This is a genomic window from Streptomyces clavuligerus, from assembly GCF_005519465.1.
GTDB classification, from domain to species: domain Bacteria; phylum Actinomycetota; class Actinomycetes; order Streptomycetales; family Streptomycetaceae; genus Streptomyces; species Streptomyces clavuligerus.
In genome coordinates this window covers 3,247,540-3,267,360 of record NZ_CP027858.1, presented here as the reverse complement: position 1 = coordinate 3,267,360, position 19,821 = coordinate 3,247,540, and the positions used below count along the sequence as shown (strand labels likewise).

The following is a 19,821-nucleotide window of genomic DNA, read 5'->3' as shown; positions in this document are numbered from 1 at the left end:
CGCCGCCCGTAGGCTGGGCGGGTGACCCAGGATGTGCCCGCCGGGCCGACGCCCCGGAACGAGGAAGAGCAGCAGGCGAGGCCGGAGGACCGGCTCCACCGGGCGGTGCTCGCGGCCGAGCAGGCGCTGATCGAGTTCGAGATCGCGCTGGAGACCTTCCGGGTGGAGGTGGAGAACTTCTCCCGGCTGCACCATCAGAAACTCGGCCCCATGTACGCCCGGCTGGACGAGCTGGACGCGCGGATCGCCGAGGCCAGGGCCGCCCGCACCGGTGACCCGGAGGATCTGCGCAAGGCGCGGGAGGCACGGGCGGCGGTGCTGCCGATGCCGGGCGTCGAGGAGCTGTTCCACGGCTGGATGGACTCCGACGGGCTCTATCCGGAGGCCGCGGCGATGCTGGGGGGCCAGTCCGTCCGTACCCCGCAGCGGGTGCGGCCGACCGAGGAGGCCCGCAAGCTCTTTCGCGAGCTGGCCCGCCGGGCCCATCCCGATCTGGCGCGGGACGAGTCGGAGCGGCTCCGGCGGGAGGAGTTCATCACCCGGGTGAACGCCGCCTACGCCCTCGGTGACGCCGACGCGCTGCGGACCCTGGCCGAGGAGTGGGACGCCGGTCCCGCGCCCGCCGGGCAGCCGTGGGACGAGCACGAGGAGCTGTACGCCCGGCTGGAGTGGCTGGCGCAGCGCAAGGAGCGGCTGGCCGTGGTCGCCCGGGAACTGGAGGAGAGCGCCATCGGGGCGATGCTCCGGCTGGCGCCGGACGACCCCGACCGCCTCCTCGAAGAGATCGCCGAGCAACTGCTGACCCAGGTCGCGGAACGCGAGGGGGAACTGGCCCGGCTCCTGGAGTAGCTTGTCGATGCGGGCGCGCCGCACGACCCGGTACGGGGCGCCGCACACAACGGCTCGATGCGGACGGACCGCACGGCCGCACCGCACAGCGCATGGACCTGTGTGTCGACGAGAGAGGCTTGACCCATGAATTTCGCCCCGCTCCCCTCGGTGGAGGCCGCGGCGGTCCCGGCCGACGGTCTGATTCTGGACGTCCGGGAGGACGAGGAATGGGAGGCGGGGCATGTCGAGGGTGCGCTGCACATCCCGATGAGCGCGTTCGTGGCCCGTTTCGGCGAGGTGACCGAGGCGGTCGCCGACGGCCGCCGGGCCCATGTGATGTGCCGGGTCGGGGGCCGGTCCGCGCAGGTCACCCAGTATCTGGTGCAGCAGGGCATCGACGCGGTGAACATCGACGGCGGCATGATCGCCTGGGACGCCGCCGGACGCCCGATGGTCACCGACAACGGCACCCCCGCGTTCGTCGCCTGAGTGACTGAGTGACTGAGTGACTGAGTGACTGAGTGACTGAGTGACTGAGTGACTGAGTGCCTGAGTGCCTGAGTTCGCCTGGGCTTCAGGGGGTCGGGGTGTCGGGGCGGGTGGCCGTGGGATGCCCGCGGGGTGGTCAGCCGAGGGGGTGGGCGGCCAGGAGGTCGCCCAGGGCCTCCTCGTGCGCGGCGGCCGGGCCGAGGGACAGCTCCAACTGCTTGGCCCAGGCGTGATACCGGTGCAGCGGATAGTCGGTGTCGGCCCCGACCCCGCCGTGGAGATGCTGGGCGGTCTGCACCACCCGGCGCACCCCTTCCGCGGCCCAGATCTTCGCCACGGCCACATCGGCGGCCGGTGGCAGCGGTCCGCCGACCCCGGCCCCACCGCGCGCGGGCGTCAGCCGCCAGGCGGCCTGCCACAGCGTCGCCTCCATGGCGCGCAGATCCATGAAGCGGTCGGCGGCCTGCACCGCGACGGCCTGGAAGGTGGCGACGGGGAAGCCGAACTGCTCCCGCTTGCCCGTGTACTCGCTCGTCATGACGAGCACCCGCTCGCCCAGGCCGAGCGCCAGCGCGCAGGTCCCGGTGGTCAGCACCAGCCGTGTCCACTCCCAGGCGCCCTCGGCGGCGATCAGCTCGGAGTCGTCGACCCGTACCGAGTCCAGCCGCACCTCGGCCAGCCGCTCCCCGGTGGTGGAGATCTGCTCGGCGAGGCCGACGCCCGGCCGGTCCGGGGGGACCAGGGCCAGGACCGCCCGGCCCTCGCCGTCCTGCGCGGGGACGGCGATCAGATCGACACCATGGGCCCAGGGGACCGCCGTCTGCGTCCCGTCGAGCGTCCAGGGGCCGGTGGCACCGTCCCGCCGGGCCGCGACCGCCAGCTCGGCCGGGTCGTGCCCGGTGAGCCCCTGGGACCCGACGGAGAGTGCCAGCTCGCCCCGGGCGATCCGGGGCAGCAGCCGTGCGCGGATCTCCTCCTCGCCATAACGGTCCACGGCCATGGCGACGGCACAGGTCTCCAGCAGGGGCACCCGGGCCAGGACCCGCGCGGACTCGCGCAGCACCAGACAGAGCGCGATCGTGTCGAGCCCGGCGCCGCCGTGCTCGGGCGCCAGGACGAGCCCCAGCAGATCGGCGGCGGCCAGCCGGGCCCACAGCGGCCGGTCGAACCCCTCGGCCACCGCGCCCGCGACACGCGACGGACTCGGCACCCCGTCGGGCGCGACGCCGGAGAAGACCGCCTTCGCCGTCTCGACGGCCGCCTGCTGCTCCTCGCTGAAGGTGAAGTCCACTGCCTGTCCTTCCACGCGCCGCCGGTGCCACGGCCGCGTCCGCAGCCGTATCTGACGGTTCGTCAAGATAGAACAGGTTCTCAAAAATGAACACAGCGCGGCGCGGGCGGGAGCGGGACCCCGTGGTCGCCGCGCGGCGCGCGGCGGCCGGCGCTCGGCGGCGGGCCGTCAGCGGTCGAAGTCCAACTCCACCTTCCCCGTGGCCGGATGGGACTGGCAGGCCAGCACATACCCCGCCCCGGTCTCCTCCGGCTCCAGCGCGAAATTGCGGTCCATGCGCACCTCGCCCGAGACGAGGAAGGCACGGCAGGTGCCGCAGACCCCGCCCTTGCAGGCGTAGGGGGCGTCCGAGCGGGCCCGGAGCACCGTCTCCAGCAGGGACTCGCCCTCCCGCACCGGCCAGCTCCCCGAGCGGCCGTCGAGCGTCGCGGTCAGTGTGGCGTGTGCCGGGGCCGCGGCCCGCGCCGCAGCGGCGGAGGCACCGTTGTCCACATGGAAGATCTCCTGGTGGATACGGCCCCGGTCCACACCGAGCCCGCGCAGCGCCCGCTCGGCCCCCGCCACCAGGCCGAACGGCCCGCACAGGAACCAGCCGTCGATGTCCGTGACGGGCAGCAGCCTCGGCAGCAGCTCCGTCAGCCGCTCCCGGTCCAGCCGCCCGGACGGCAGCCCCGACTGCTGATCCTCCCGGGAGAGCGCGGTGACGAGCTGGAAGCGCTCGGGGAAGCGGTCCTTCACCTCCGCGACCTCGTCCAGGAACATCGTGGAAGCCACCGTCCGGTCGCTCCGGATCAGGCAGAAGCGGGCCTTCGGCTCCCGTGCGAGCAGGGTCGACACCATGGAGAGCACGGGGGTGATCCCGCTGCCGCCGACGATCCCCGCGAAGTGTCCCGGCCGGGGGACGAGCCGGAAGCGGCCCATCGGCGGCATGACCTCCACCGTGTCGCCGACCGCCAGCTCCTTGAGGGCGAAGGTCGAGAACGCTCCGCCGTCGACCAGCCGGATTCCCACCCGCAGTACCGGCGGTTCACCGGGGGCGGGGGCCGCGGCACAGATCGAGTACGTACGGCGGACCTCCTCGCCGCCCGCCGTCCGGCGCAGTGCGAGATGCTGTCCGGGGGTGTGGCGGAAGGTCTCCCACAGCTCGGGCGGCACCGTGAAGGTGACCGCCACCGAGTCGTCCGTGAGCCGCTCGACCGCGCCGACCCGCAGGGGATGGAACATCTACACCTCCTTGAAGTGGTCGAAGGGCTCACGGCAGGAGACGCAGCGGCGCAGCGCCTTGCAGGCGGTGGAGGAGAACCGGCTCAGCAGCTCGGTGTCGGTGGACCCGCAGTGCGGGCAGCGCACCGACAGCGTGAGCGGAACCGGCTCGCCCTGCGCCGCCGGGCGCGGCGGGGCTATCCCGTGCTCGGCCAGCTTCCGCCGCCCCTCGGCGCTGATGTCCTCCGTCGACCAGGGCGGGGCCAGGACCGTGACCACACGGACCTCCGCGATCCCGTCCTCATGGAGCACCCGCTCGATGTCCTCGGCCATCGTCCCGACCGCGGGACAGCCGGTGTAGGTGGGCGTCAGCGAGACCTCCACCCTCCCGGGGCCGAGCACCTCGACGCCCCGCATCACCCCCAGCTCCGCCAGGGTCAGGACCGGCAGCTCCGGGTCGGGCACCGAGCCGGCGAGGGCCCGCAGCCGCTCCTCCAGCGCCGTCCCGGCTGCGGGCGCACCCTCCGAGGGCGCGTCCGGGGCCGTGCGCGCCGCAGGAGCGCCGTGTCCGCTGTCGTGCCCGGCGGCCGGGCGGGTCCCGGTCACCATGACGCCCCCGGGTGGCTGCGGTGCAGATGCTGCATCTCGGCGAGCATCCGGCCGAACGGCTCGGTGTGAATGCCCTGCCGTCCCGCTCCGGCGGCCCAGGACAGGGAGCGCGGCCCCGTCGGCACCGTCAGCGTGGCCCGCTCCAGCACCTCCGTCACCGCCTCCAGCCACGCGGCCTCCAGCGCCTCCCCGTCCACGTCGACGCCCTCGACGGGCCGGAACGGCTCGGCGGTGAACCGCCACAGTGCCTCGCACGCCCGCCGCATCCGCTCATGGCTCTCCGGGGTGCCGTCGCCCAGCCGCAGCGTCCACTGCTCGGCGTGGTCCCGGTGGTAGGCCACCTCGTTGACCGCCTTGGCGGCGAGCGGGGCGAACGGGCCGTCGCCCGCCGCCAGCCGCTCGTACAGCAGATGCTGGTGGACGGAGAAGAAGAGCTGCCGGGTGATGGTGTGGGCGAAGTCGCCGTTCGGCTGCTCCACGAGCTGGAGATTGCGGAACTCGCGCTCCTCCCGCAGATAGGCCAGCTCGTCCTCGTCCCCCGCCAGGGAGAGCAGCACCCGGGCCTGCCCCAGCAGGTCCAGCGCGATATTGGCGAGCGCGACCTCCTCCTCCAGCACGGGCGCGTGGCCCGCCCACTCCCCGAGGCGCTGGGAGAGCACCAGGGCGTCGTCGCCGAGGGCGAGCGCCGCCGTCCGCACGCTGTCCGTCACAGGTGCTTCACCCCCTCGGGGATCTCGTAGAAGGTGGGATGGCGATAGGGCTTGTCGGCGGACGGCTCGAAGAAGGGGTCCTTCTCGTCCGGGGACGAGGCGGTGATCGCGGTGGAGGGGACGACCCACAGGGAGATGCCCTCGTTCCGCCGGGTGTAGAGGTCCCGGGCGTTGCGCAGGGCCATCTCGGCGTCCGGGGCGTGCAGGCTGCCGGCGTGGGTGTGGGAGAGGCCGCGCCGTGAGCGGACGAAGACCTCCCACAGCGGCCATGCGGTGGAACTGCTCATGCCGTCCTCTCCTCGCGCTGCTCGGGCCGGGACCCGCCCCGGGGGGTGCGGTGCCGGGCGGCGTGGGCGGCGGCTGCCTCGCGGACCCAGGCACCCTCCTCGTGCGCCCGGCGGCGCTGGCCGAGCCGCTGTTCATTGCAGGGGCCCTCGCCCTTCAGGACCCGCTGGAACTCGGACCAGTCGATCGGGCCGAAGTCGTGGTGGCCCCGCTGCTCGTTCCACCGCAGCTCGGGGTCGGGGAGGGTGAGGCCGAGTGCTTCCGCCTGGGGGACGCAGATGTCCACGAAGCGCTGGCGCAGCTCGTCGTTGGAGTGGCGCTTGATCTTCCACAGCATCGAGCGGGCCGAGTGGGCCGACTCCTCGTCCGGCGGGCCGAACATCATCAGCGAGGGCCACCACCAGCGGTCCACCGCGTCCTGGGCCATCGCGTGCTGGGCGGGGGTGCCCCGGGAGAGGGCGAGCAGCAGCTCGTAGCCCTGCCGCTGGTGGAAGGACTCCTCCTTGCAGATACGGACCATCGCCCGGGCGTAGGGGCCGTAGGAGCAGCGGCAGAGCGGCACCTGGTTGGTGATCGCGGCGCCGTCCACGAGCCAGCCGATCGCGCCGACGTCCGCCCAGGTCAGCGTGGGGTAGTTGAAGATCGACGAATAGCGCTGACGGCCGGAGTGGAGCTTGTCCAGCAGTTCGTCACGGCTGGCGCCCAGGGTCTCCGTCGCGCTGTAGAGATACAGCCCGTGGCCCGCCTCGTCCTGGACCTTGGCCATGAGGATCGCCTTGCGGCGCAGCGAGGGCGCCCGGGTGATCCAGTTGGCCTCGGGCTGCATGCCGATGATCTCGGAGTGGGCGTGCTGCGCCATCTGGCGGATCAGCGTCGAGCGGTAGGCGTCCGGCATCCAGTCGCGCGGCTCGATGCGCTCGTCCGCGGCCACGGCCTCGTCGAACGCCGCCTCGTACCGCTCCGCCGCGTCCACGGTCCCTGTCGTCATCGGGCCCCCTACCGACCGATCGTTCGGTTCATTGACTTCAATGGTGAGTCGCTGGCCCTTAAGGTGTCAACCCTGTGGACAACCGAGGCGCGGCGAGCGGGATCGGGGCGGGATGAGCTCGTACGACGACGGGAGCGCCGAGCAGGCCGCAGCCCCAGGTCCCGTTCCCGGGACCGCCTCCGGGCAGGGCCGCCCCCGACCCGTCGGACCACGGCGTCCCCCCTGGCCCGAGGTGCGGACGGACACCGGACCCCTGTCGGCGCCATGGATCGGCCCCCCGCGCCCGAACGGCCCGCCGACCGCCGGGCCCGTTCCCCCCGCGCCCGACGGCGCGGCTCCCCCCGGCGGCACCGCCCCGGGCCCGGCCGGAGGCATCCTGGCGCTCGCTCCCCCCTACCGGGCCGCCGCGGCGCTCGCGCTCGTCCTCGTCACCGCCGTGGCCGCCGGCCACATCGGCATGGTCTTCCTCCATGTGGCGCCCCCGAACACCGCGACCAGGCAGTACGGCGACGCGATCGACGCGTGGATCTACCCCGAGTTCGAACAGAACTGGAAGCTCTTCGCCCCCAACCCCCTCCAGCAGAACATCGCGGTCGAGGTCCGTGCCGAGGTCCGTACCCCGGAGGGGGAGCGGCGGACCACCGGCTGGGTCGGGCTGACCGCCGAGGACACCCGGGCGATCCGCGGCAATCCCCTGCCCAGCCATGTGCACCAGAACGAGCTGCGCCGTGCCTGGGACTTCTACGTCAACTCGCACGACGGGAAGGGCCGGGCCACCGGGGAGCGCGGGCGGCTCTCCGAGCGCTACATCCGCCGGATCGCGCTGCTCCGCCTCCAGCGGTACGAACTCGGCGGCCCGGTGACGTACATGCAGCTCCGCTCGACGACGAGGCCGGTCGAGGCACCGCCCTGGAGCGGCGAGAAGACCGACACCCGGCCGGTGCACCGGCTGCTGCCCTGGTGGACCGTCACCGAGGCGGACCGGCCGGAGGCAGCGGGATGACGGCACCGCTCCCCGACGGATCACCGCTCCCCGCCGACGGACCACCACCGGCCGAGCGATCACCGCTTCCCGGGCGACCGTCCCCGTCCGGCCGGGCGCCGCTGTCCGGCCGGGCGGTCGTCGCTCTTCAGCGGATCACCGCCCATGCCCTCGGCCCGTACCAGGCGGCCGTCGTCCGGATCGGCTTCGCGGGCGTCTGGACCCTCTTCCTCCTGTGCGAACTGCCGCACCGGCACGAGCTGTACGGACCCGACGGGCCCTGGAGCTGGGAGCTGGGCGACCGGTTCATCGGCGGCAACGACGCCTTCACCGCGCTGATGTGGACCGACAACACCCTCTGGTTTGAAGCGGTCTATCTGCTCGCGCTGCTCTCCGGGGCGCTGCTGCTGCTCGGCTGGCGGACCCGGACCATGTCGGCGCTCTTCATGGCCGGGGTGCTCTCCCTCCAGAACCGCTCCATCTTCATGGGGGACGGCGGGGACAACGTCATCCATCTCATGGCGATCTATCTGGTCGCGACCCGCTGCGGACAGGTCTGGTCCCTGGACGCCCGGCGGGCGGCCCGCGAGCGCGCCCGTGCGGCCGAGGGGCTTCCTCCCGGTCGGGACCCGGTCGGGCCCGTGCTCTGGGGCGCTCTGGGCGCACTGCTCATGGCCGGGAACCTGCTGAACCGGACCGGTACCCCGGTCCTGGTGGCGCTGTGGACCCTCTGGGGGGTGCTCGGCCTGTGGTGGCTGGTGACCCGGTACTTCCCCAGGAGCCAGCCGCGGCTGCTGATGGACACCGTCGCCAACGTCCTCCACAACGCGGCCCTGGTCGTGATCATGGCCGAGGTCTGTCTGATCTACGCCACGGCCGGCTGGTACAAGATCCAGGGCTCCCGCTGGCAGGACGGCACCGCGCTCTACTACCCGCTCCGACTGGAGTACTTCACTCCCTGGCCGCCCCTCTCCGATCTGCTGGCGTCCAACGGGCTGATCGTGCTGGCCCTCTCCTATGGAACGGTCGCGGTCCAGGTCGCGTTCCCGTTCACCCTCTGTAACCGGCGGGTCAAGAACGTCCTGCTCATGGTGATGATCGCGGAACACGCGGCGATCGCCGTGGTGCTCGGACTGCCCTTCTTCTCCCTGGCGATGATCGCCGCCGACGCGGTCTTCCTCCCGACGGCCTTTCTGCTGTGGCTGGGCGCCCGCGCCGCTCGCGTCCGCCTCCGGCTGCCCGCCGTCCGACCGCGGCACCCGTCGCGGAGCCGCCCGCCCGGCGGAGCGGGCGACCCGGGCGCCGCCGACGCCCGGCGCGGCTCCGCTTAGCCTTGAGGGCGATGAGCGAGAACGGCGCCGCCACGGCGGTACAGCACTGGCGGGAGACGGCGACGGCACCGGACGGGGTGCTGCTCGACGGTTTCCACGCCCTGAAGCACGCACTCCGCTTCCAGGCGGACATCCGGTGCGCGATCACCAGCGACCGGGCGGCCGTGCTCGCGCTCGCGGACGCGCTCGCTCCGGATGTCCGGGAGCGGATCGCGGAGTTGCTGACCGAGGTGGCGCCGGAGACCCTGCGCGAGCTGCTGCCACGGGTCCACCCCACCCGGGTCGCCGCCCTCGCCGTCAGGCCCGGTCGCCGGGACCGCCTCGACCTGCTGTCCGCGCGCCCCCGGCACGCGCCCGTCGTCCTCCTGGACAACCCCCGCAATCTGGGGAACGTCGGCGCGGTGGTCCGGCTCGCCGCGGGTTTCGGGGCCACCGGCGTGATCACCACCGGTGACCTGGACCCCTGGCACCCCAACGCCGTACGGGCCGGGGCGGGCCTCCACTACGCCACCGCCGTGGCCCGGCTCGACCCGGACGACCTCCCCGGCGGCCCGCTCCTCGTCCTCGACCCGGAGGGCGACGACATCCGCACCGTGGCGCTGCCCGACGACGCCCTGCTCGTCTTCGGCTCGGAGCGGCACGGTGTCTCCCCGGAGCTGAGGGCCAGGGCCACCCGGCTGCTCTCCCTGCCCATGCGGCCCCAGGTCTCCAGCTACAACCTGGCCACCAGCGTGGCCATGACCCTCTTCCACTGGGGCGGCACGCCCTTGGCCCCCGGGACCCCGGAAACCCCGGAGCACGGCTGAGCCGCGCCCCGGCCCCGGAAGCGCCCGGGGCCGGACGGCCCGCTCAGGCCGGGCGGCGCACCTCCACCACCCGGAAGCGGTTGGCCACGAACGCGCTGTCGCACAGCGCCACATTCGCCGCCGGGTTGCCGCCCGAGCCGTGGAAGTCCGAGAACGCGGCCGTCTGATTGACGTACACCCCACCCGTGAGGTTCAGCGAGAGCTGCGCCGACTCGTCGAGGCAGACCTCCTCGACGGCGCGCTCCGTCTCCCGCGAGGTGGTGTAGGCCCCCACGGTCATCGCGCCCCGGTCCCGGACGGTGCGCCGCAGCAGTTCCACGGCGGCCTCCGCCGAGTCCACGGCGACCGCGAACGACACCGGGCCGAAGCACTCCGACAGAAAGACCGCCTCGTCCTCGGGCTTGGCGCCGTCCAGCTTGACGATCACCGGTGTGCGGACCACGGCGTCGGGGAACTCCGGGTTGGCGATCTTCCGGGTGGGCAGCGCCACCTCGCCCAGCTCGGACGCCCCGTCCAGCCTGCTCTTGACATCCGTGTTGACCAGGGCGCCCAGCAGGGCGTTGGCCCGGGCGTCGTCGCCGAGCAGACCGCCCATCGAGGCCGCGAGATCGCCCACGACCTCCTCGTACGACTTGTGGCCCGCGTCCGTGGCGACGCCGTCCCGGGGGATCAGCAGATTCTGCGGGGTGGTGCACATCTGGCCGCTGTAGAGGGAGAGCGAGAAGGCCAGGTTGGAGAGCATGCCCCGGTAGTCGTCGGTGGAGTCGATGACGACGGTGTTGACCCCGGACTTCTCCGTGTAGACCTGCGCCTGCCGGGCGTTGTCCTCCAGCCAGTCGCCGAAGGAGCTGGAGCCGGTGTAGTCGATGATCTTGATTTCGGGGCGGACCGCGAGCGTCTTGGCGATGCCCTCGCCGGGCCGTTCGGCGGCGAGCGCGACCAGATTCGGGTCGAACCCGGCCTCGGCCAGCACCTCACGGGCCACCCGCACGGTGAGGGCGAGCGGCAGCACGGCGCGGGGGTGCGGCTTGACCAGCACCGCGTTGCCCGTGGCCAGGGAGGCGAAGAGCCCCGGATAGCCGTTCCACGTCGGGAAGGTGTTGCAGCCGATCACCAGGGCGATGCCGCGCCCGGTCGCGGTGAACGTCTTCCGCAGCTCCAGGGGGTCGCGCTTGCCCTGCGGTTTGGACCAGTCGGCTCCGGCGGGGACGCGGGTCTGCTCCGCGTACGCGTGCGCCACCGCCTCCAGACCGCGGTCCTGCGCGTGCGGACCGCCCGCCTGGAACGCCATCATGAACGCCTGCCCGCTGGTGTGCATGACGGCCTGCGCGAACTCATGGGTGCGGGCGCTGATCCGGGACAGGATCTCCAGACAGACCAGGGCCCGCAGCTCGGGGCCCGCCGCGCGCCAGGCGGCCAGGCCCGCCCGCATCGCGGGCAGCAGCACATCCGGATCCACCTGCGGGTACTCGATGTTCAGCGCGGGGCCGTAGGGCGAGATCTCGCCGCCCGCCCAGCCGTCGGTGCCCGGCTGGTCCAGCTCGAAGCGGGTGCCCCGCAGGGCCTCGAAGGCGGCGAGGCCGTCGGCCGGGGCGCTCTCGCCGTACGCCTTGGGGTGCTCGGGGTGCGGGGACCAGTACCCGCGGGTGCGGATCGCCTCCAGGGCCTGATCGAGTGTCGGCCGGTGGCTGTCGGTCAGCCGGGTCTCGGTCAGCTGCATGACGGACCAACTCCTCGTCGAGCTGGGCGGGAAGGGGTGGACAGAGTTAGAGTAACCGAACGATCGGTCGGTACAAGGGGGCCTGTCAATCCTGTGGAAAACTCATCGGGGAGGATCACTCCCATGACCGCCTTGGAGCAGAGCGCGGCCGTGGACCGCGGCCGTACCGTCGCCGTTGTCGGAACCGGCACCATGGGCCAGGGAATCGCCCAGGTGGCCCTGGTCGCCGGGCATCCCGTACGGCTCTACGACGCCGTCCCCGGACGGGCGGCCGAGGCGGTGGAGGCGATCGGCGCGCGGCTGTCCCGGCTGGAGCAGAAGGGCCGGATGACGGCGGCCGAACGCGCCGCCGCGCGCGCCCGGCTCCACCCGGTGGCGGAGCTGGACGGGCTGTCCGACGCGGCGCTCGTCGTCGAGGCGGTCGTGGAGCGGCTGGACGTCAAACGGGAGCTGTTCACGGCGCTGGAGGAGATCGTCGCCGAGGACTGTCTGCTCGCGACCAACACCTCTTCCCTGTCGGTGACGGCGGTCGCGGCCGCGCTGCGCCGCCCCGGCCGCGCCGTCGGACTCCACTTCTTCAACCCGGCCCCGTTGCTGCCCCTGGTGGAGGTGGTCAGCGGCTTCGCCACCGACCCCGCTGCGGCCCGCGCCGCCACGGCCACCGCCGCCGCCTGGGGCAAAACTCCCGTCCACAGTGCTGACCTGCCCGGATTCATCGTCAACCGGATCGCCAGACCCTTCTACGCCGAAGGGTTCGCGATCCACGGGGACCGGGGCGCCGACCCCGCCACCATCGACGCCGTCCTGCGCGAGTGCGGCGGATTCCGGATGGGCCCGTTCGAGCTGACCGACCTGATCGGTCAGGACGTCAACGAGGCCGTCACCCACTCCGTCTGGGAGTCGTTCTTCCGGAACGTGAAGTTCACCCCCTCGCTGGCCCAGCGGCGGCTGGTCGAGGCGGGGCTGCTCGGCCGCAAGTCCGGCCGGGGCTGGTACGACTACGCCCCGGACGCGGTCCGCCCCGAACCGCACACCGCGGACCCCGCCCCGGCGCCGGAGTACGTGGTCACCGCGGGTGGTCTCGGCCCGGCGGCCGAGCTGTTGCCGATGATCGCCGAGGCCGGGATCACCGTCCGGGAGGGGGACGGCGAGGGCGGGCCCGGGCTCGTCCTGCCCGGCGGCGGACAGCTGGTGCTCGTCGACGGACGGACGGCCGCGGAGTTCCGCGACGTCGTCCACTTCGACCTGGCCTTCGACTACCGCGCCGCGGGCCGGATCGCCCTCGCGCCCGCACCGCACACCGAGGAGCGCACCCTGAGGGAGGCGATCGGCCTCTTCCAGGCGCTCGGCAAGAAGGTCAGCGTGATCGGGGACGTCCCGGGCATGATCGTGGCCCGCACCGTCGCGATGCTGATCGACCTCGCCGCGGACGCCGCCGCCCAGGGGGTCGCCACCGAGGCGGACATCGACACCGCGATGCGACTCGGTGTGAACTACCCCGTCGGGCCCTTCGAGTGGGACGGCCGACTCCCCCACGACTACGCCCACGACCTCCTGGAGGCGCTGCACGCGCGGGTGCCGGGCGGGCGGTACGCACCCGGGCTCGCGCTCTTCCAGCGCAGCTCGGCCCGGGAGGCGGACGACGAGGGAGCCGAGCGGGCGGGACGGTCCGGACGGTCCGGCACAGAGGGAGCGGAGTCATGACCACGGCCAAACGGGACACCTATACGCCGGAGAGCCTGCTCACCGTCGCCGTACGCGTCTTCAACGAGCGCGGCTACGACGGCACGTCGATGGAGCACCTCTCCCGGGCGGCCGGAATCTCCAAGTCCTCCATCTACCACCATGTCTCCGGCAAGGAGGAACTGCTGCGCCGGGCGGTGAGCCGGGCCATCGACGCGCTCTTCGCGGTGCTCGACGAGCCGGGGGCGTGCGAAGGGCGGGCCATCGAGCGGGTCGAGTACGTCACCCGGCGCACCGTCGAGGTGCTGATGGCGGAGCTGCCCCATGTGACGCTGCTGCTGCGGGTCCGGGGCAACACCAAGACCGAGCGCTGGGCCATGGAGCGCCGCAGGGAGTTCGACCAGCGCGTCGCCGAACTGCTGACGTCCGCCGCCGCCGACGGCGATCTGCGGGCGGACGTCGACATCCGGCTGGCGACCCGGCTGCTCTTCGGCATGGTCAACTCCCTGGTGGAGTGGTACCGGCCGCACTCCGGCGGCGGTGACGAGGAGGAACAGCTCGCGGAGACGGTGGTGCGTCTCGCCTTCGACGGGCTGCGCACGGTCCCCGGGGACGCGCACCGGGGCTGACCCGGTGCGTGGTCACGACCTGGCGGGCGGTGCGGGGTCGCCGTCCCCGGGCGGCGGGGGCACGGCGGGCAGGTCGGTCTCCTCGAAGACCAGCAGCGTCCGGGTCGACAGCACCTCGGGGATCGACTGGAGCCGGGTGAGCACCAGCTCCCTCAGGGTGCGGTTGTCCGGGGTGTGCACCAGCAGCAGTACATCGAAATCGCCGCTGACCAGTGCGATGTGCGCGGCCCCCGGCAGCGCCCGCAGCTGTTCGCGGACGGTGCGCCAGGAGTTCTGGACGATCTTCAACGTGATGTAGGCGGAGGCGCCCTGGCCCGCGCGCTCATGGTCGACGCGGGCGCCGAAGCCGCGGATGACCCCGTCGTCCATCAGCCGGTTGATCCGGGCGTAGGCGTTGGCGCGCGACACATGGACCCGGTCGGCGACGGAGCGGATCGAGGCACGGCCCTCGGACTCCAGGATGCCCAGGATGGAACGGTCGATGGCGTCGAGCGGCCGGGGCGGAGCAATCGGCTCCGGTCTGGCCGCCGCAAGCTCGGCCCGGCCGCCGGGGCCGTCCGCCCTGCCGCCCGTCGGCTCCGCCCTGGCCGGGGCGGGCTCCGCCGCGGCGCCGCACGGCTGCGGGTGCGGCTGTGCTCCGGGATGTTCGCCCCGGTCCGTCCCCGGTTCGGTCCGGCCCTCGTTCTCGGCCATTTGTTCAGGACCCATATCCCCCCGCCTCCCCGGCATGGACGACCTGTGTCCATCTCAGGCTGTGGAGAACCGTTTGTCCACAGGCTGGAGGTGGCTGTAGCCAAAATGCGTCCACGACCGAACAATCGGTAGGTGAGGCGCGCCACATTCCGGCCGTTTCGCTGTCCGCTCCCACGAGGAGGTGCTCGCTTTGAGAGCCGTCGTCTACCGGCCCGCTCCGCCCCCGGAGTGGAAGCCCCGCACCGACCCCGCACCACTGCTCCCGGACCCGGAGCCGTACCGGCTGCTGGGTACGGACGCCGCCGCCGGCGTAGACCCCGGCCTGCTGCTGACGCTCCACGCCCATCTTGTGCGCGGGCGGCGGTTCAACACCCAGGCCACCGCGCTGACCCGGCAGGGCAGGCTCGCCGTCTACCCGTCGAGCACCGGGCAGGAGGCATGCCAGGTCGCCGCCGCGCTGGCCCTGGAGGAGCGGGACTGGCTCTTCCCCAGCTACCGCGACACCCTCGCCGCCGTGACGCGCGGTATCGACCCGGTGCAGGTGCTCACCCTGCTGCGGGGCGACTGGCACACCGGGTACGACCCCCGGGAGCACCGCACCGCGCCCCTGTCCACCCCGCTCGCCACCCAGCTTCCGCACGCCGTGGGTCTCGCGCACGCGGCCCGGCTGCGCGGGGACGACGTCGTCGCGCTCGCCCTGGTCGGCGACGGCGGCACCAGCGAGGGCGACTTCCACGAGGCGCTGAACTTCGCCGCGGTGTGGCAGGCGCCCGTCGTCTTCCTCGTCCAGAACAACGGCTTCGCGATCTCCGTGCCGCTCGCGAAGCAGACCGCCGCCCCGTCCCTGGCCCACAAGGCCGTGGGGTACGGGATGCCCGGCCGCCTGGTCGACGGGAACGACGCGCCCGCGGTGCACCGGGTGCTGTCCGACGCGGTGGCCCGCGCCCGGCGCGGCGGCGGGCCGACGCTGGTGGAGGCCGTCACCTATCGCCTGGAGGCCCACACCAACGCCGACGACGCCACCCGCTACCGGGAGGAGCCGGAGGTCGAGGCATGGCGGGCGCACGACCCCGTCGTCCTCGTCGAGCGGGAGCTGACCGCGCGCGGTCTCCTGGACGAGCAGCGCAGACGGTCCGTGACCGAGGACGCCGAGGCGATGGCGGCCCGGCTGCGCGAGCGGATGAACGCCGACGCGGAACTCGACCCGATGGACCTGTTCGGCCAGGTGTACGCGGAGCGCACGAGCCAGCTCCGGGAGCAGGCGGCGCACCTGCGGGCCGAGCTGGAAGCGGAAGGAGAGGCCCGATGACCACGGCGACGAGCCCGGCCGGTGCGGCGGCGGCCCTGCTGAAACCGGCCACCATGGCGCAGGCGCTCCAGCGGGCGATGCGGGACGCGATGGCCGAGGACCCGACGGTCCATGTGCTCGGCGAGGACGTCGGGACGCTCGGCGGGGTCTTCCGGGTCACCGACGGGCTGGCCAAGGAGTTCGGCGAGGACCGCTGCACCGACACCCCCCTCGCGGAGGCGGGCATTCTCGGGACGGCCGTCGGCATGGCGATGTACGGGCTGCGGCCCGTGGTGGAGATGCAGTTCGACGCGTTCGCCTACCCCGCGTTCGAGCAGCTCATCAGCCATGTCTCCCGGATGCGCAACCGCACCAGGGGAGCGCTGCCGCTGCCCATCACCGTCCGGGTCCCCTACGGCGGCGGCATCGGCGGGGTCGAGCACCACAGCGACTCCTCCGAGGCGTACTACATGGCGACCCCCGGGCTCCACGTGGTGGCGCCCGCGACCGTCGAGGACGCGTACGGCCTGCTCAGGGCGGCCATCGCCAGCGACGACCCGGTGGTCTTCCTGGAGCCCAAGCGGCTCTACTGGTCCAAGGCCGCCTGGTCGCCCGAGGCCCCGGCGGCGGTCGAGCCGATCGGCCGGGCCGTGGTCCGGCGGTCCGGCCGCAGCGCCACCCTGATCACCTACGGCCCGTCCGTGCCCGTCTGCCTGGAGGCGGCCGAGGCGGCCGTCGCCGAGGGCTGGGACCTGGAGGTCGTGGACCTGCGTTCCCTGGTCCCCTTCGACGACGCCACGGTCTGCGACTCCGTGCGGCGCACCGGCCGCGCGGTCGTCGTCCACGAGTCCACCGGCTTCGGCGGACCCGGGGGGGAGATAGCGGCACGGGTCACCGAGCGGTGCTTCCACCATCTGGAGGCGCCGGTCCTGAGGGTGGCCGGTTTCGATATCCCCTATCCGCCGCCCATGCTGGAACGGCACCATCTGCCGGGAGTGGACCGGGTACTCGACGCGGTGGCGCGTTTGCAGTGGGAGGCGGAGAGCTGAATGGCACAGGTGCTTGAGTTCAGGCTGCCGGACCTCGGGGAGGGACTGACCGAGGCGGAGATCGTGCGCTGGCTGGTCTCCGTGGGCGACGTGGTCGCGGTGGACCAGCCGGTGGTGGAGGTGGAGACCGCCAAGGCGATGGTGGAGGTGCCCTGCCCCTACGGAGGCGTGGTGACCGCCCGTTTCGGCGAGGAGGGCACCGAACTTCCGGTCGGCGCGCCGCTGCTGACGGTCGCCGTCGGGGCGGACGCGGACCGGCGGCCCGGCACCGATGGTGACGGTCAGCAGGGCGCCCACGGTGGTCAGGGCGGTCAGGGTGGTCAGGGCGGTCAGGGTGGTCAGGGCGGTGCGGCGGCTTCCGGCCCGGTGGCGGGCGCGGGGCCGTCCGGTGCCGTGCGGGGCGGGGCCGCGGAGTCTTCGGGCAATGTCCTCGTCGGCTATGGCACAGGGGCCCCGTCGGCCCGGCGGCGCCGGCTCAGGCCCGACCCCCGGACGGCGACCGGCGGGAGCCGGGCCGTGGCCCCGGTGAGCGACCTGGACGAGGACGCCGACCAGAGCGGGCCCCTGCCCGTGATCTCCCCGCTGGTGCGCCGTCTGGCGCGGAGCTACGGGCTCGATCTGCGGCAGCTCTCGGGCTCGGGGCCGGACGGGCTGATCCTGCGGGCCGATGTCGAGTACGCGATGCGGGCCGCCGGGACGGCCCTGCCCGGTTCCGCGGCGGCTGCCGCCGGGCCTGCCACCGCTTCCCCTTCGGCCGCCGCTTCCCCTTCGGGCGCCGTGGCGTCCTCGGTCTCGGCCCCGTCCTCGGCCGTGCCCTCGGCCCCGGCGGAGGCCGCCGTCGAGCGCATCCCGCTGCGCGGGGTGCGCGGGGCCATGGCCGACAAGCTGACCCGCAGCCGGAGCGAGATCCCGGACGCCACCTGCTGGGTGGACGCCGACGCGACCGAGTTGCTGGCCGCGCGGACCGCCATGAACGCCGCGGGCGGGCCGAAGATATCGATCATCGCCTTGTTCGCCCGGATCTGCGCGGCGGCGCTCGCCCGCCACCCCGAGCTGAACGCCACCGTGGACACGGCGGCCCGGGAGATCGTCCGGCTGTCCGCTGTGCACATCGGGTTCGCCGCGCAGACCGAGCGCGGGCTGGTCGTCCCCGTGGTCAAGGACGCCCACCGCCGCTCGGCCGAGTCGCTGACGGCGGAGTTCGCCCGGCTCACCGAGGCCGCCCGGGAGGGCAGACTCTCGCCCGCCGAGCTGACCGGCGGCACCTTCACGCTGAACAACTACGGAGTCTTCGGCGTCGACGGCTCCACGCCGATCATCAACCATCCGGAAGCGGCGATGCTCGGCGTCGGCAGGATCGTGGCCAAGCCCTGGGTCCACCGGGGAGAGCTGGCCGTGCGTCAGGTCGTGCAGCTCTCGCTCACCTTCGACCACCGTGTCTGCGACGGTGGCACGGCGGGCGGGTTCCTGCGGTACGTCGCGGACTGCGTCGAGCAGCCCGCGGTCCTGCTGCGCACGCTCTGAGGGAGGGCCGGCCGCCGCGACCGGCCGGTGTTCCGGCCGCCGGGGGCCGAGCGCCCCCGGCGGCCGGGCCCATACTGCCGCCATGACCCTGACCCCATCGCCGAACGACCCCGCGCCCCCCGCCCACGACGCCGTCGTCCTCGCCGGAGGAGCCGCACGGCGGCTGGGGGGCGCCGACAAGCCGGGGCTGAGCGTGGGCGCCCGCTCCCTGCTCGACCGGGTCCTGTCGGCCTGCCGGGACGCCGCCACCACCGTGGTCGTCGGAGACCGCAGGGCCACCCCGCGGCCGGTTCTGTGGGCCCGGGAGACCCCGCCCGGCGGCGGCCCGCTCGCCGCCCTCGACGCGGGGCTGCGCCGACTCGGCCCGGAGTCGCAACAGGTGCTCGTCCTCTCCGCCGATCTGCCGTTCCTGTCCGCCCCGACGGTGCGGCGGCTCATCGCCGCCCTCGACACGGGCGGACGCGAGGCGGCGCTGCTCGTCGACGCCGACGGACGGGAACAGCCGCTGGTCGCGGCCTATCGCACCGAACCGGTCCGCCGGGAACTGGCCCTGCTCGCGACCGAGTACGGCTCCCTCGCCGGGCTGCCGTTGCGGCTGCTGCCCGAGCAACTGGAGGTCGTACGGGTGACCGACCGGCCGTCGGCGTCGTTCGACTGCGACACCTGGGAGGACATCGCCGCCGCCAGGGCCCGGATCAGGGAGCATGGACACGTGCTGGAGGAATGGATCACCGCGGTCAGGGAAGAACTCGGCATCGATCTCGACGTCGACACCGATCTGCTGCTCGACCTCGCCCGGGACGCCGCGCACGGGGTGGCCCGTCCGGCCGCGCCGCTCACCACCTTCCTGGTGGGGTACGCGGCGGCGGGCGGCGGCCCGGAGGCCGTCGCGGAGGCGGCGCGCAAGGCGGCGGCCCTCGCCAGGCGCTGGGAGGAGGAGTCCTCCGGCCCCGCCGCCCCGGACCCGGCCGGTGGCGGTGCCGGATGACCCCCCGGGACAGCCGGGGCCGATTCACCCGCGGCCCCTCCGCCGCCGCCCCGGCCCCCGGCACACCCGCCGGTGACGAGCCGCCGCCCCGGCCGTTCACCGGGGCCGACGGCTCTGACGACCGTCCCCTGGGCACCCCGCCCACTCCGTCGGGCCCGGTGCCGGACAGTCCGCCCGCCTGTGCACGGGCGGGCCGTGAGCGGGACGGTGCGGACGGGGACGTACCGGGTGCTCCGCGTGAGGGCGGTGTCGCTTCTCCACCCGGTGGCACGGAGGGCGGGGCCGGACCAGGTGGTCGGGCCGGTGGTGCGGCGCGCGACGGTGGCGTGGGCCCTTCGCCCGGCGGTCCCGACGGTCGCGCTGCGGGTGCCCTGTCCGTCTCGGCCGGTCCGGCGGCGGACGGGCTCTCTCCGGCTTCCCCTGCCGGGTCCGGCGGTCGGGCCGGGAGCACCGCGTCCGCCCCGGCGGGCCCTGGGCGGGGCGGTACGGGTGGGGTCGCCTGCGGTGTCCCGGCCGGTGGTGTGCCCCGTGCGGGCCGTGTGACCTCTTCGCCCGGTGGCATGGACGGTGGGGCGGCGGATGCGCTGTTCGCTTCGGACGGTCCCATGACGGCCGGTGCGGGCGGGGATTCCCCGGCTTCCCCCGTCGGGTCCCGTGGTCGGGCCGGGAGCACCGCGTCCGTCCCGGCGGGCCCTGGGCGGGGCGGCGGGGACGGAGCCGTG

Annotated in this window: 19 protein-coding genes; 11 read left to right on the top strand and 8 right to left on the bottom strand. The window is 73.7% G+C overall.

Translation table 11 applies throughout. The features are described 5' to 3' along the window. Positions 1-21: 21 nt before the first annotated feature. On the top strand, positions 22-849 hold the full coding sequence (locus CRV15_RS13680; protein WP_003961140.1) for a hypothetical protein: 828 nt from the start codon (positions 22-24) through the stop codon (positions 847-849). Positions 850-975: 126 nt separating this feature from the next. Beyond that, complete coding sequence (locus CRV15_RS13675; protein WP_003957479.1) at positions 976-1,320, top strand: rhodanese-like domain-containing protein; 345 nt, start codon at positions 976-978, stop codon at positions 1,318-1,320. Positions 1,321-1,456: 136 nt separating this feature from the next. On the opposite strand, the gene CRV15_RS13670 is transcribed toward CRV15_RS13675, so the two are convergent. From CRV15_RS13670 to paaA, 6 genes are all read right to left on the bottom strand, one after another. Next, complete coding sequence (locus tag CRV15_RS13670; protein WP_003957480.1) at positions 1,457-2,611, bottom strand: acyl-CoA dehydrogenase family protein; 1,155 nt, start codon at positions 2,609-2,611, stop codon at positions 1,457-1,459. 168 nt (positions 2,612-2,779) lie between these two features. Further along, positions 2,780-3,835, bottom strand: a complete 1,056-nt coding sequence (locus tag CRV15_RS13665) for a 2Fe-2S iron-sulfur cluster-binding protein (RefSeq protein WP_003957481.1) — start codon at positions 3,833-3,835, stop codon at positions 2,780-2,782. Beyond that, positions 3,836-4,423, bottom strand: a complete 588-nt coding sequence (paaD, locus tag CRV15_RS13660) for a 1,2-phenylacetyl-CoA epoxidase subunit PaaD (RefSeq protein WP_003961142.1) — start codon at positions 4,421-4,423, stop codon at positions 3,836-3,838. After that, a complete protein-coding gene (paaC, locus tag CRV15_RS13655; protein WP_003957484.1) occupies positions 4,417-5,133 on the bottom strand; it encodes a 1,2-phenylacetyl-CoA epoxidase subunit PaaC in 717 nt (238 codons plus the stop codon). The genes paaD and paaC overlap by 7 nt, the downstream gene beginning before the upstream one ends. After that, on the bottom strand, positions 5,130-5,420 hold the full coding sequence (paaB, locus tag CRV15_RS13650) for a 1,2-phenylacetyl-CoA epoxidase subunit PaaB (RefSeq protein ID WP_003957485.1): 291 nt from the start codon (positions 5,418-5,420) through the stop codon (positions 5,130-5,132). Before paaB ends, paaC begins: the two co-directional genes overlap by 4 nt. Further along, positions 5,417-6,406: a 1,2-phenylacetyl-CoA epoxidase subunit PaaA gene (paaA, locus tag CRV15_RS13645; RefSeq protein ID WP_003961143.1), complete on the bottom strand. Its 990-nt coding sequence runs from the start codon at positions 6,404-6,406 to the stop codon at positions 5,417-5,419. The genes paaB and paaA overlap by 4 nt, the downstream gene beginning before the upstream one ends. A gap of 232 nt (positions 6,407-6,638) precedes the next feature. Here paaA and CRV15_RS13640 point away from each other — a divergent pair, with 232 nt between their 5' ends. The 3 genes from CRV15_RS13640 to CRV15_RS13630 are packed head-to-tail and all read left to right on the top strand — an operon-like array spanning position 6,639 to position 9,525. Then, positions 6,639-7,409, top strand: coding sequence for a DUF5819 family protein (locus tag CRV15_RS13640; RefSeq protein WP_009996893.1), 771 nt, complete (start codon positions 6,639-6,641; stop codon positions 7,407-7,409). Continuing rightward, positions 7,406-8,719, top strand: coding sequence for an HTTM domain-containing protein (locus CRV15_RS13635; RefSeq protein WP_003957488.1), 1,314 nt, complete (start codon positions 7,406-7,408; stop codon positions 8,717-8,719). The genes CRV15_RS13640 and CRV15_RS13635 overlap by 4 nt, the downstream gene beginning before the upstream one ends. Positions 8,720-8,730: 11 nt before the next feature. Then, positions 8,731-9,525, top strand: a complete 795-nt coding sequence (locus CRV15_RS13630; RefSeq protein WP_009996896.1) for a TrmH family RNA methyltransferase — start codon at positions 8,731-8,733, stop codon at positions 9,523-9,525. 43 nt (positions 9,526-9,568) lie between these two features. On the opposite strand, the gene paaN is transcribed toward CRV15_RS13630, so the two are convergent. Next, positions 9,569-11,245 (bottom strand): phenylacetic acid degradation protein PaaN, encoded by a 1,677-nt coding sequence (gene paaN / locus CRV15_RS13625; RefSeq protein ID WP_003957490.1) that lies wholly within the window; start codon positions 11,243-11,245, stop codon positions 9,569-9,571. Positions 11,246-11,368: 123 nt separating this feature from the next. Here paaN and CRV15_RS13620 point away from each other — a divergent pair, with 123 nt between their 5' ends. Then, on the top strand, positions 11,369-12,949 hold the full coding sequence (locus tag CRV15_RS13620) for a 3-hydroxyacyl-CoA dehydrogenase (RefSeq protein ID WP_009996898.1): 1,581 nt from the start codon (positions 11,369-11,371) through the stop codon (positions 12,947-12,949). After that, positions 12,946-13,557, top strand: a complete 612-nt coding sequence (locus tag CRV15_RS13615; protein ID WP_003957492.1) for a TetR/AcrR family transcriptional regulator — start codon at positions 12,946-12,948, stop codon at positions 13,555-13,557. The genes CRV15_RS13620 and CRV15_RS13615 overlap by 4 nt, the downstream gene beginning before the upstream one ends. A 12-nt stretch (positions 13,558-13,569) precedes the next feature. On the opposite strand, the gene CRV15_RS13610 is transcribed toward CRV15_RS13615, so the two are convergent. Next, positions 13,570-14,265 (bottom strand): Lrp/AsnC family transcriptional regulator, encoded by a 696-nt coding sequence (locus CRV15_RS13610; RefSeq protein ID WP_003961147.1) that lies wholly within the window; start codon positions 14,263-14,265, stop codon positions 13,570-13,572. A gap of 166 nt (positions 14,266-14,431) precedes the next feature. On the opposite strand from CRV15_RS13610, the gene pdhA reads away from it, so the two are divergent. The 4 genes from pdhA (at position 14,432) to CRV15_RS13590 (ending at position 19,099) form a co-directional block, all read left to right on the top strand. Further along, a complete protein-coding gene (pdhA, locus tag CRV15_RS13605; protein ID WP_003957494.1) occupies positions 14,432-15,559 on the top strand; it encodes a pyruvate dehydrogenase (acetyl-transferring) E1 component subunit alpha in 1,128 nt (375 codons plus the stop codon). After that, positions 15,556-16,587, top strand: coding sequence for an alpha-ketoacid dehydrogenase subunit beta (locus CRV15_RS13600; RefSeq protein WP_003961148.1), 1,032 nt, complete (start codon positions 15,556-15,558; stop codon positions 16,585-16,587). Before pdhA ends, CRV15_RS13600 begins: the two co-directional genes overlap by 4 nt. Then, positions 16,588-18,111 (top strand): dihydrolipoamide acetyltransferase family protein, encoded by a 1,524-nt coding sequence (locus CRV15_RS13595; protein ID WP_003961149.1) that lies wholly within the window; start codon positions 16,588-16,590, stop codon positions 18,109-18,111. 82 nt (positions 18,112-18,193) lie between these two features. Continuing rightward, positions 18,194-19,099, top strand: coding sequence for an NTP transferase domain-containing protein (locus CRV15_RS13590; RefSeq protein WP_003961150.1), 906 nt, complete (start codon positions 18,194-18,196; stop codon positions 19,097-19,099). The last annotated feature ends 722 nt before the right edge of the window (positions 19,100-19,821 follow it).

What these genes read in the sequence shown, in the direction of transcription:
- CRV15_RS13615 (WP_003957492.1), top strand. Translation starts at nt 12,946, where the DNA reads ATGACCACGGCCAAACGGGACACCTATACGCCGGAGAGCCTGCTCACC.
- CRV15_RS13590 (WP_003961150.1), top strand. Translation starts at nt 18,194, where the DNA reads ATGACCCTGACCCCATCGCCGAACGACCCCGCGCCCCCCGCCCACGAC.
- CRV15_RS13665 (WP_003957481.1), bottom strand. Translation starts at nt 3,835, where the DNA reads ATGTTCCATCCCCTGCGGGTCGGCGCGGTCGAGCGGCTCACGGACGAC.
- paaB (WP_003957485.1), bottom strand. Translation starts at nt 5,420, where the DNA reads ATGAGCAGTTCCACCGCATGGCCGCTGTGGGAGGTCTTCGTCCGCTCA.
- paaN (WP_003957490.1), bottom strand. Translation starts at nt 11,245, where the DNA reads ATGCAGCTGACCGAGACCCGGCTGACCGACAGCCACCGGCCGACACTC.
- CRV15_RS13595 (WP_003961149.1), top strand. Translation starts at nt 16,588, where the DNA reads ATGGCACAGGTGCTTGAGTTCAGGCTGCCGGACCTCGGGGAGGGACTG.
- CRV15_RS13630 (WP_009996896.1), top strand. Translation starts at nt 8,731, where the DNA reads ATGAGCGAGAACGGCGCCGCCACGGCGGTACAGCACTGGCGGGAGACG.
- CRV15_RS13635 (WP_003957488.1), top strand. Translation starts at nt 7,406, where the DNA reads ATGACGGCACCGCTCCCCGACGGATCACCGCTCCCCGCCGACGGACCA.
- CRV15_RS13620 (WP_009996898.1), top strand. Translation starts at nt 11,369, where the DNA reads ATGACCGCCTTGGAGCAGAGCGCGGCCGTGGACCGCGGCCGTACCGTC.
- CRV15_RS13600 (WP_003961148.1), top strand. Translation starts at nt 15,556, where the DNA reads ATGACCACGGCGACGAGCCCGGCCGGTGCGGCGGCGGCCCTGCTGAAA.
- paaD (WP_003961142.1), bottom strand. Translation starts at nt 4,423, where the DNA reads ATGGTGACCGGGACCCGCCCGGCCGCCGGGCACGACAGCGGACACGGC.
- CRV15_RS13675 (WP_003957479.1), top strand. Translation starts at nt 976, where the DNA reads ATGAATTTCGCCCCGCTCCCCTCGGTGGAGGCCGCGGCGGTCCCGGCC.
- paaA (WP_003961143.1), bottom strand. Translation starts at nt 6,406, where the DNA reads ATGACGACAGGGACCGTGGACGCGGCGGAGCGGTACGAGGCGGCGTTC.
- CRV15_RS13610 (WP_003961147.1), bottom strand. Translation starts at nt 14,265, where the DNA reads ATGGGTCCTGAACAAATGGCCGAGAACGAGGGCCGGACCGAACCGGGG.